8 protein-coding genes are annotated in these 11,980 nt (G+C 38.4%); all 8 read left to right on the top strand.

Annotated features, from left to right (window positions below; all coding sequences use genetic code 11):
- The first annotated feature begins 32 nt into the window (after positions 1–32).
- Positions 33–1,787 carry a carbamoyltransferase gene (locus GJU43_RS18210; protein WP_154342645.1) on the top strand — a complete coding sequence of 585 codons (1,755 nt, stop codon included), beginning with the start codon at positions 33–35 and terminating at the stop codon, positions 1,785–1,787.
- Between the two features lie 19 nt (positions 1,788–1,806).
- Positions 1,807–3,876, top strand: a complete 2,070-nt coding sequence (locus GJU43_RS18205; protein WP_154342643.1) for a hypothetical protein — start codon at positions 1,807–1,809, stop codon at positions 3,874–3,876.
- Between the two features lie 123 nt (positions 3,877–3,999).
- Entirely contained in the window at positions 4,000–5,874 is a 1,875-nt protein-coding gene (gene asnB, locus GJU43_RS18200) for an asparagine synthase (glutamine-hydrolyzing) (protein ID WP_154342641.1), read from the top strand.
- 34 nt (positions 5,875–5,908) lie between these two features.
- Positions 5,909–7,576 (top strand): cyclic peptide export ABC transporter, encoded by a 1,668-nt coding sequence (locus tag GJU43_RS18195; RefSeq protein WP_154342640.1) that lies wholly within the window; start codon positions 5,909–5,911, stop codon positions 7,574–7,576.
- A 19-nt stretch (positions 7,577–7,595) separates the two neighbouring features.
- On the top strand, positions 7,596–8,306 hold the full coding sequence (locus tag GJU43_RS18190) for a thioesterase II family protein (protein WP_154342638.1): 711 nt from the start codon (positions 7,596–7,598) through the stop codon (positions 8,304–8,306).
- 23 nt (positions 8,307–8,329) lie between these two features.
- The gene (locus GJU43_RS18185; RefSeq protein WP_154342636.1) at positions 8,330–8,911 is read left to right on the top strand and encodes a hypothetical protein; all 582 of its coding nucleotides are present in this window, start codon (positions 8,330–8,332) and stop codon (positions 8,909–8,911) included.
- 89 nt (positions 8,912–9,000) lie between these two features.
- Positions 9,001–9,639, top strand: coding sequence for a 4'-phosphopantetheinyl transferase superfamily protein (locus GJU43_RS18180; RefSeq protein WP_154342634.1), 639 nt, complete (start codon positions 9,001–9,003; stop codon positions 9,637–9,639).
- 120 nt (positions 9,640–9,759) lie between these two features.
- Positions 9,760–11,980, top strand: a 2,221-nt coding sequence (locus GJU43_RS18175; RefSeq protein WP_154342632.1) for an AMP-binding protein, incomplete at its 3' end; no start/stop codon positions are given.

The following is an 11,980-nucleotide window of genomic DNA, read 5'->3' as shown; positions in this document are numbered from 1 at the left end:
TTAATAATCAACTAACATTAAAACTAAATCTGATGAATAGAAACATTATTGGCATCTCTGCTTTTTACCATGATTCAGCATGTTGCATAATTCAAAACGGAAAACTAATCGCTGCGGTCGAAGAAGAGCGATTTTCAAGAAAAAAAAATGATCCGGATTTACCGGTAAATGCTTTCATGTATTGCTTAGATCAGGCAGGGATAAATATATCCGATATTGACTGTATCGCTTATTATGAAGATCCGGTTAAAAAGTCGGAACGCCAGTTATGGAGTATAAGCAATCAGGTTTCTACCGATTCCATTTACGAAATAGATCCGGGACATGTCATTCGTCAAATTCGCAAGGAACTCGGATATGACGGTCCGATTAAATTCTACGAGCATCACCAGTCGCATGCAGCGAGTACGTTTTATTTCTCCGGATTTGATTCAGCTGCTATTTTAACGGTAGACGGAGTGGGAGAATGGGCTACTACAACTTACGGAACAGGAAAAAACAACAAAGTGGAACTGTTTGGTGAAGTGACATTCCCGGACTCAATAGGATTGCTTTACAGCACCATTACCAGCTATTTAGGATTCGAAGTAAACGGCGGGGAATATAAAGTAATGGGACTCGCACCTTACGGAGAGAACAAGTATCTGGAGCAAATGCATCAGTTATTGAACCTGGACGAAAACGGAAAATATACCCTGAACTTAAAATATTTTGACTTTTTACGCGGGGAACGCATGTATTCTGACGAACTGCCAAAACTATTCGGAATACCGGTACGGGAGAAAGACGCAGAAATGGGACAGCATTATATGGATATTGCCAAAAGTTTACAGACTTTCCTGGAGGAAACCCTTATAAAAATGGCCAACTTTCTGCATGAAAAAACAGGAGAAGAAAATTTATGCATGGCCGGCGGAGTGGCTTTAAACTGTGTGGCAAATGGTAAAATATTAAAAAATTCCCCTTTCAAAAAAATGTATGTACAGCCCGCATCTGGTGATTCAGGCTGCGCATTGGGAGCGGCGGCACTGGCTTACACGGAGTTATATCCTGAAGATAAAATCCAACCGCTTACAAATGTGTATTTAGGGCCTTCCTATACCGGAAAAGACGTTGAAAACCTTCTAAGCGCGACATCCTTAAACTATGAAGACTGCAGAGCAGACGGAGATACACTGGAAAGAGTAGCTCAAAAACTGGCAGAAGGAAAAGTAATTGGCTGGTTTAACGGAAGAATGGAATTTGGACCACGATCATTGGGAGCACGTTCTATTTTGGGGGATCCAAGAGTGCTGGATATGAGAGACCGTATCAATGCGATGGTGAAAAAAAGAGAAGGTTTCAGGCCTTTTGCACCGGCCGTTCTGGAAGAAAAAATGTTCGAGCATTTTGATATCGATCATGCTTCTCCTTTTATGCTGGAAACCTGTCAGGTAAAATCGGTTATAGATATGCCTGCCATTACACACGTAGACAATTCGGCCAGGATTCAATCGGTGAACGATACGGATAATCCAAGATTTGCACAATTACTTCGTGAATTTGACAAGCTTACCAATTGTCCGATTTTGCTGAATACCTCTTTTAATATCAAAGATGAACCAATCGTTTGTACACCCGAAGACGCTTTGGTCTGTTTTATCACTACTGATATCGATTGTTTAGTGCTGGAAGATTTCATTATAAGTAAAGAAGGAAATGAAATTACAATGCTTGAAATGATCAATAACAACTTTACCGAAAGAGGACGTTTCGAGCTCAATCCAAATGTATACACATTCATTTAATCCTTAAAAGAGAAAAATCATGTCAAGACCTTCAGAATTACATAAAGTAGTTGCTACTGACTTAGCAGCATTATTGCCTGTTACCGACGAAAATCAACAAACCGTTTTGGATTTAATGGAAAAGCTGGGTTACGCCAATCCACAAAAAAACGAAGAAGAAACAGTTACTGAAAATCAATTCAAATCACACATAGGGATCTACAAACCGGATACCAAAGACGGTAAAAAATACTACCACAGAGATATTCTGCTAAAAGACAGGTGGAGTTATTTCGCAGATATACAAACCATTCCGGCCAAATCTGATAAAAAACGTATTGTCCTGTTGGGAGAATCCGTAACGAGAGGATTTTTATTAGATCCGGAATATACGCCGGCAATTGTTTTAGACCAATTGTTAAATTCAAATAAAGAACTGTATGGATACGAAATAATTGATTTAGCCGAAACCAATCTGGGAATGGCAGGAATCAAAGAAAGATATTTGGAATGCATGGCGCTGGAACCGGATATGGTGGTATTTCTGGCGGGAAACAACTGGAGAGAAGACTTATTGGTGGCTATTGGCAACAGTCAGAAAAAGCAAACGGCCTTACAGGAGTTAACCCAGGGTGAAGACGGAATTGCAATCGCAAAGCCGTTAATTGAAGATTACTTCAGTACTATTGTCGATGACTTTTTAGCGTTTACAGGAACCGTTTCGAAGAAAAACGGAGTTCCGGTATTGTTTGCAATTCCGGAATTCAACCTCTTAGACTGCAGAAGTACACCGGGAGAACGTGTGGTTTCTGAATTGCCTTATGAAAAATTAAAAAGCTGGATCGATGCCAAAGAAAGCGCTGAAGAAAATCTTGCTTCCGGTAATATTGAAGCCTGTATCGAAAAAGCACAGCAAATGGTAGAAATTGACCCAAGCCATCCCTACGGATTTGAGCTATTGGCAGATTGCAGCATCAAAAACGAAGAGTATAAAGAAGCCAGGCATTATTTGGAAATGGCAAGGGATACCGCTCTTTTTTGCAGAACAAACAGTAAACCGAGAACCTTTAAGATCGTTCAGGAAACCATACTGGCCAAAGCAGCAAGCTACGGAATTGAGGTAATTGATTTGCCGGCTGTTTTTAAAGCACATTTAGGAGGCAAAGTACCGGGAAGAGAATTGTTTCTGGATTATTGTCATTTTAGTGTTGCCGGAATTCAGGTAGCTATGGAAGCGGTTTACAAAAAAGTGCTTCAGGAATTTGATGATTCCAGAAAAACACATAAAGATGTAAAAACAATCATTCCGTCAAACGAAGTATTGGCATTAGGACACTTGTTTGCGGCGATACACAACGCCCACTGGGGACAATCTTATGATATTCTTTTGTATCACTGTTCCGAATCTTTGTCAAAATGGAAGGATATAGCCAAAACAATGGTCTATTACTGTGATATGATTAGCAGGGGAGCAGCGAACAATGTTTGCAAATCACTGGAAAAAATACTGGAAGACAATACCAAGCTGGACCGTTATGTACATGCACTTGTTCCGGCCAGGAATATGAAAAACATGGAACTGGAACTGGTAGATGCCATGACGACAGTACTAAAATCGAATGGAGTGGATATTACCAATTACCTACTCAAAATTCGTTTAGACGATCATAGTGTCAAAAACAGACGCATTAACCTGCTTCAAAATTATTATCACGCAACTTCTTACGATGAATATCAGGGACAAAAAACGGCTTTCTTACAGGCAAGAGACAGCAAATCTGATTTTTTTGTCGTAGCAGATGCCAAAACAAAAGCTTCACTATCCGTATCCCTCAGAATACCGGGAATCATTACTGAAAACAAGGATGCAGTAACATTGTACGTGAATGATAAAGAGGTGATTAAGCTTTCTGTTGCTGCTAAATGGCAAACCCATACAATAGAAATTCCGACAGATTTTCTTCAAAACGGAATGAATGTATTCAGAATAAAATGGCCGATCGTAGCCACCAGCAGGGAACTGCAGGACAAAGGTTCTTCTACGGCAATATTAGATGCTGCCTTTCGTGTTTTCGGGGAAATCTCCAGCCTGACAGTTTCAGGAGTATAAGTTTTATATAAAAAACGAATTATTAAAGTGTTCAAAACAATGTTTTTAAGTCTTTTGAAAATTAAAAAAGTAAATCACTTATCAGAATTGCATTGACAGAAAGACTTACCAATTTAGAAAAATATGTGTGGAATAAGTGGAATTTATAATTTCGATAGAGAATCTGTAGCCAGAGAGGATATCATTGTGGCTATGGCCAACAAAATCCAGCATCGCGGACCGGATGATTCGGCCTGTTATGTGGATGGGCATGTGGGACTTGGGTTTGTACGACTCAGTATTATTGATTTAAGCCATGGAATGCAGCCCTTCTTTAGTCCTGATAAATCGATCGTATTAACCTGTAACGGAGAGATCTACAATTACAAGGAGTTACGTCATGAAATGGAGGCGAAAGGATACAACTTTAATACCAATTGTGACATTGAAGTACTGGTTTACCTGTACATGGAATACGGTGTAGATTTCCTCAATAAGATCAACGGCCAGTTTGCCTTTGCACTCTATGACAAAAAGAAGGAAATACTCGTCATGGCCCGGGACCATTTCGGAATTTGTCCTTTATTCTATGCAAAACTGGACCACGCTTTGGTATATGGTTCAGAGATAAAAGCAGTTTTGGAACATCCTGATGTTTCGAGAAGGATTGATTACAAAGGACTCGATCAGATTTTTACATTTCCGGCCAATATCGCCCCAATTACCTTTTTTGATGATGTAAAAAGTTTAGAACCGGGACACTATGCTGTATTGCGAAATAACAAGCTGGAGATAAAAGAATACTGGAATCTGGATTATCCGACGGCAGATTATGACTACGGTCAGAAAACCGAAGAATATTACATAGAAAACCTGAATGACTTACTGCTGAAATCGGTAAATTATCGTTTAAATGCAGATGTTCCCGTAGGCTTTTATTTAAGTGGCGGACTGGATTCTTCGATGATCGGAGGTATGATGCGACATTTAGATAAAGAGAAAGAATTCAACTCATTCTCCATTTGTTTCCCTAATACAGAAAACAAGGATATCAACGAGCAGCGTTTTCAACGTATTTTAAGCGAGCAGGTAAACTCAAAACACAATGAGATCCCATTTGAGTGGAATGATTTTGAAAGTAAACTTCGCGATGTTATTTATTATTCGGAATCTCCGCTTAAGGAAACTTATAACATCTGTTCGATTGCCTTGTCCGAAAGAGCAAAACGTGAAAAAATAAAAGTAGTCCTTTCCGGAGAGGGAGCCGATGAATTATTTGGCGGTTATGCAGGCTACAAATTTGACGGAAGACGTGAAGGAAATATTGGTTACAAAGACTTAGAGCATTTACGGGAGGATGAGGTTCGAAAACAGCTTTGGGGAAATCCGGATTTCATTTACGAAAAAAATGAAAATGTATTCAGAGAAACCAAACAGGCGATTTACTCTCCTCTTTTAAACGATTCCTATAAAGATTTTGACTGCCTGAAAGAACCCGCTATCGATCACGAACGCATTAAAAACAGGCATCATTTTCACCAGCGTTCCTATGTAGATTTCAAACTGCGTCTGGGCGGGCACTTAATAGCTGATCACGGAGACCGTATGACGCTGGCCAATAATGTAGAAGGCCGTTATCCGTTTTTGGATGTCGACCTGATCAACTTTGTAAAAACAGTGCCGCCATCGTTAATGGTAAAGAATATGGAAGAAAAGTACATCCTTAAAAAAGTGGCACAAAAGTATGTTCCTTCCCAAATCATTAATCGCGAAAAATTCGGATTCGTAGCACCGGGAAGCCCGCATTTACTGAAAACAAACAGCGAATGGATCAACGATTTATTGTCTTACGACCGCATCAAAAGACAAGGGTATTTCGATCCGGATACCATAGAACGCCTTAAAAAAATGTACAGTAGAGACGGATTTATTTTAAATCCTCCTTACGATTTAGACTTGCTGATCATCGTATTGACTTTCAATATGTTTCTTGACATTTTTGATGTACCAAATGTGTAACAAATTAATTCTTCTTTCTTAAAACCAATACGAAATGAAATTTATAAAAACCTTATTAGTCAGATCAAAAAAAGCCTTAGGATTTATGCTCGTCTTAGGAGTCTTCAACAGTATTCTGAACGCCGGATTGTTGATTTTTATAAACAATACCATAATGAAGCAACCCATTCCATTTTTTCCGCAATACGACTGGGCACTTTTTATAGCAATTATTCTGGCCTCTTTAGTCTGTTCCCGTTTCTTTCAAACCTATATGATTAAGCTGACAAATACCTTATTATTTGATTTTGAAATTATGATCCTGAAAAAACTGCGTATGGCTTCCTATCAGGATTTTGAAGAAATAGGAAATGAAAAAATATATACCGCCATTAATGATACTAAAGTATTGGGAAGTATACCTGAAGTATTCATGAATGCATTCAACTCCCTGATCGTAATCTTATGCTGTTTCGGATATTTATTCTACATCTCTCCGGTTGGAGCAGGTTTAGTGGTGGCGGCCATGGTACTTTTATTGGTTTTTTACCTCGTAAGGAACAATGCGATCGAAAAAGATTTAAATGAAAGAAGAGATTTGCAAAATGCTTATTATCAGTATTTAGCCGATATGCTTTATGGTTTCAAAGAATTAAAAATGGGCATTACACGAAGCAATAATATCTTCAGCAAATTCCTGGTAAAAAACAGGTTAAAAGGAAAAGACATTGCGATAGACACTTCCATAAAATATATGGATAATGAATTAACCGGCTATTACAGCTGGTACATTATCCTGGGAATAGTCATGTTTGTACTGCCGGTTTATTTCAATATCAGTACTGAAAAAACAACAGCTTTTCTGGTAACGATCTTATATCTTATAGGTCCAGTAGCGGTTTTGATCACGTTAATTCCAACCTACACCATGGTAAAGATTTCAATAGAACGTTTAAATCTAATCGAACAAATGCTGGATCCCATTCAGGACAGGATTGTTCCGAGCAAATTAGTGAACGAGCTGCCATTTGAAGAAATCAGATTAGAAAATGTCACCTATTTCTACAATGATGAAGAGCGAAATCAGAAATTTTACCTGCAGCCCGTAAATCTTACCATCAAAAAAGGAGAGATCATCTTCGTTACCGGCGGAAACGGAAGTGGTAAAAGTACTTTCGGAAACTTACTAACCGGATTGTACAAACCCTACGAAGGCGCTATCTATTTTAACGGTCAGAAGATTGATTCCGGTCAGTTAATGTACTACAGCGATAAAATAGCCGCCGTTTTCACTACCAACTACATCTTCAGTGAAAACTATGATGAATTTGAATTAAAAGAAAATACAGGCGAATTAAAAGCACATATTGACATGATGAAAATGCAGGAAGTACTGCACCTGGATGAAGAACGAAATGTGTATGATAAAAACTTATCCAAAGGACAGCAAAAAAGACTGGCACTGATCTATGCTTTACTGGAAGAAAAGGAGATCATTATTCTGGATGAATGGGCAGCAGAACAAGATCCCGGATTCAGAAAATATTTTTATGAAGAGATATTGCCGAAACTTAAAGAACAAGGGAAAACAATTATCGCCATCACGCACGATGATGAATATTTTGACAGGGCTACCAGAGTGATCAAATTTAATTTCGGAAAAATTGTAAGCGATAAAAATAGCATACCCGATTTTACAGCCAGTATAAAAACGGCCAATTAATTAAGAAAAATGATTTGATATGATGGATCTGATCTGTTTACATTTTGCAGGAGGAAATAAATACTCCTACTATCCTCTGGAAGAATTTTTAGATAGAAATATTAATCTGATTACACTGGAACTTCCCGGAAGAGGAAAAAGATTTCACGAGCCTTTGCTGACAGATGTTCAGCCGATAGTCGATGATTTGTTTGAACAGTTAAAACAAAACGTTTCAAGGCCTTATGCGATTTTCGGACATAGTATGGGGGCCATCCTGACTTATTTACTGGCACATAAAATCGAGGAAAATGACTTCCAGCGCCCGGTTCATTTATTTGTTTCAGGTTGTAAACCTCCAAAGATCAGAAGAGAACCTCCTTTTTATCATGATCTGCCTAAAGATGAATTCGTCAATAAAATCAGGGACATGGGCGGATGTCCGGAAGAAATTTTAGGTAATGATGAACTCATGGCACTTTTTGAACCTTCGTTAAGGGCCGATTTTAAAACCATTGAAACCTTTGCCTACGAAAAGAAAGATCCCTTAAAAATGCGGCTAACGGTCTTCATTGGAAACAAAGACAAAGTCAGCTGGGAAGAAGCGAAAGCCTGGGGAGAAGAAACTATTCATCCTATTGATGTTAAGGAGTTTGAAGGGAATCATTTCTTTATATTTCAGCACAAACAGGAAATCACAGCTTTATTTAAATATTATATAAGTACAAAAAAATTATTGAACAACTATTAAAATTAAAAACCATGAACTTAAAAATGAAAACGTTATCAATCGCTTTACTAATTCTGTTTGTTGCTTCTTCAGTAACAGCACAAAAGAAAACAAATCTGGATATCAAACAGAATTTAGTTTTAACCTATTCCGCGAAAGACCCTAAAGGAAATGAAGTATTGCTTCCGTTGGAAATCAAAGAATTGAATGCTAAAAAGACAGTTCTTGAATATACGATGATCAATGGAGATAAGAAAATTTCCGGAAAATGGGTGATTTCTCCAAAAGGACTTGAGTCAGGTAAATACTTTAACTGGCAGGCACTAAATCCGTCAGAAGTTAGGATACTTCCTAAAGACCAGACTATTTTTTGTGTTTCAAAAAAGTTTCTGGATGAAATAAAAAGCAAAAAAACGGCTAAGTATGACGATAAAACTTTCGAATTGAAAGAGATACCAAAAGGAAAAGAAATTATAATAGACGGTAAAGAAATTGACGCTATCTACGTGGCCGAAAAAAACGGGGATTCAAAATACTGGATTTTAAACAACAGGGATTTACCTTTTATTCTTAATTCTGCCGGAGGAGACGGGCCTTCATTTAAGCTTTCAAAAGTTAGTAAATAAAAGCACAACGTTTAAGATAACCAAAACCTAAATAATGCGAATGCATCCGGAAACCTTTCCGGATACATTTGGCATTACTGTAAAAAATCATGCGAGTTTATTATGCTATTGTACCCCGGCCGTTAAACGACTTTGATTTTAAGAAGTATCTTAAGCAAATGCCGTCTGCCATTCAGCTAAAAATTGGCCGTTATAAAAATTGGCAAGATGCCCATACTTCTTTGATCGGAAAGTTATTACTGACACAGGCACTGCAGGACAGCGGACTTCAGAAAATGGATCTTTCCGTGCTCACGTACAATAAATACGGCAGACCTTCTGTTCCCGGAATAATGGATTTTAATATTTCACATTCCGAAAATTTGGTAGTGTGTGCCATTGCAACAAACGGAAGTATTGGGATAGACGCTGAAGCCCTGAAACCAATTAATAAAACAGATTTTTATAATTGCTGGACCCCGGCTGAGGCAAAGATAATATATCAGGATCCCGAAGATTACAAAACTTTTTACAGCCACTGGACTAAAAAAGAAGCTGTAGTAAAAGCCATCGGAAACGGATTAAACATTCCGTTGACAGACATTGAAATTAAGGGTGATCTGGCAACCGTTGCCCATCATGGCAACTGGTATGTAAAAGAAATTCCGCTTTCCGAAAAATATATAGTGCATATGGCTGCCAAAGAGCCATACAAAGACCCTGTAGTGGTAATACAAAAGGAATTTTAATAAACGCTGTATCACAATCGTTTATTTACAATTCAAACAGTCCCTGAAAACAAACCGAATTCTTTAAAGAATATATTTTTTCGCTGCTTCCTTAGTGGTGAGATTTAATAATGTTTTAATATGCTTATTAGTAACACTTTAGTTGATGTTTTAGAAAATGCGGCACAAGCGCAAACCGGAATTACGTTTATTCGTTCCTCTAGTGACGAAGTAACGTATTCGTATCAGGAATTGCTTGGTAAAGCATTGTATACGCTTCATAATCTTCAGGAATTCGGAGTGCATTCCGGCGATGAGGTGATTATACAAATAAATGATAACGCAGAATTTTTACAGGTTTTCTGGGCATGTATACTGGGGAAAATCATTCCTGTTCCGGTAGCAATCGGAAGACAGGAAGGGCACAAGCATAAATTATATAATATTTGGAAAAAATTAAACAATCCTTTTTTAGTATGCGATAAAGGCCTGCTCGAAGAAATGTTTACCTACAAAAGTGATGAGGTAACCGAAGCAGCGTATCAGAAAATTGCAAAAACAACACTATTTTCAGAAGCCGCTGTAGCAGAGAAAGCCCAAGGTATTAAAAACACGGATATACGTGCCGAAGATATTGCCTACATTCAGTTTTCATCCGGTTCTACAGGAAATCCGAAAGGAGTAGAACTAACACATGCAAATCTGGTAGCCAATATTACTGACATTGCAAATCGATCTAAAATCACTGCGGCAGACCGATCTTTAAGCTGGCTGCCACTGACACATGATATGGGGCTTATTTGTTTTCATCTCTCGTGTACACTAAGAAAAATTCAGCAATTTCTATTGCCAACGACGCTTTTTATCAGAAGGCCTTTACTTTGGATGGAAAAGGCAAGTGAGCATAAAGCAAGTTTACTGTATTCGCCAAATTTTGGTTGTCAATACATCTTATCGGCCATACGTACAGCGAAAAATCCGATTGAGTGGAATCTTTCGAAGGTAAGAATCATGTACAATGGGGCTGAGCCAATTTCATGGAAACTGTGTAATCAGTTCCTGGAAGAAATGGCACAGTTTCAATTGAGTTCATCCATTCTGTATCCGGGTTACGGACTGGCAGAAGCATGCGTGGCGGTGACTCTTCCAATTGTTGGGAATCCTTTCAAATGTTATTTTGTAGACCGTAATCATTTGAAAATTGGAGAAAGAATAGTAGAAGTGGCCAACGAAAATAGTGCTAACAGTACTTCATTCGTAGAAGTGGGAAGGCCATTAGACCAATGTCCTGTAAGAATAGCGAATGATACTGACGAAGTATTGGCAGACAAACACATCGGACATATCCAGATTAAAGGAGCGAATGTTACCACAGGATATTATAATGATCCCGAAATAAGTGCAGCCTGTAAAACAAACGATGACTGGCACAGAACAGGAGATTTAGGTTTTATGTACGAAGGCGCTTTGGTCATCACCGGACGTGCCAAAAACCTGATTATTATTAACGGACAAAATATTTATCCGCAGGATATTGAAGAAATTCTTCATAAAAAACTTCATTTAAAACCCGAAACTGTCGTAGCCTGCAGCGCCAGAAAAGATGTAAATCATTCCGAACAGCTATTGATTTTTGTGCAGCAGCGTTTGATATCGGAAGATTTCATTCAGACGATTTGGGATATAAAACGAGAAGTTTTGAATGAATTGAATTTAGAAGTGCAACAGGTGATAGCTGTAAAAAGTATTCCGAAAACAACAAGCGGAAAAGTACAGCATTACCAGTTAGTACAGCAATATCTTGCAGGAGATTACGAAGCTCAAATTCAGAAAACAACGGAATTAGAAGAACAATTAACACAGCAGGAAGGGAACGATACCACTTCCTTAGATGATAAATTGTGGTCTATTGCCAGAAATATACTTAAGAATGATACCTTAGAATTCTCTCAGAATTTCTTTACCGATCAGTTCAATAGCTTAAAAGCGACAGCATTGTTATCCAGAATTCAGCGATTGGGATACCAGATATCAATAGAGACGCTTTTCAGAAATGCCAGTGTAGCCGAATTAAGCCAGTATCTCCAAAATCAGGAACAGGTTCAGCTAGCTCCCATTGAAGTTGTGGAAGCCAGCACTAATTATCCACTGACTGCCGGGCAAAAGCGATTTTGGATGCTGCACCAATTCAATCAAAGCACTGCGGCACATATTACAAGTGTAAGCCAAATCCATGGAAATTTCAACCCAACAGCTTTCAGCAACGCGATGAAAGCCATTGTAAACCGTCATGACAGTTTGCGTACCATTTTCAAAACCGAAGCCGGTGAAATAGTCCAACAGGTAATCCCTGCCGCTTCTT

Origin of the sequence: Flavobacterium sp. LC2016-23 (assembly GCF_009674775.1) — a bacterium.
Classification (GTDB): domain Bacteria; phylum Bacteroidota; class Bacteroidia; order Flavobacteriales; family Flavobacteriaceae; genus Flavobacterium.
Note: the sequence above shows the minus strand (reverse complement) of the source record. Positions and strands in the feature narration are given on the sequence as shown.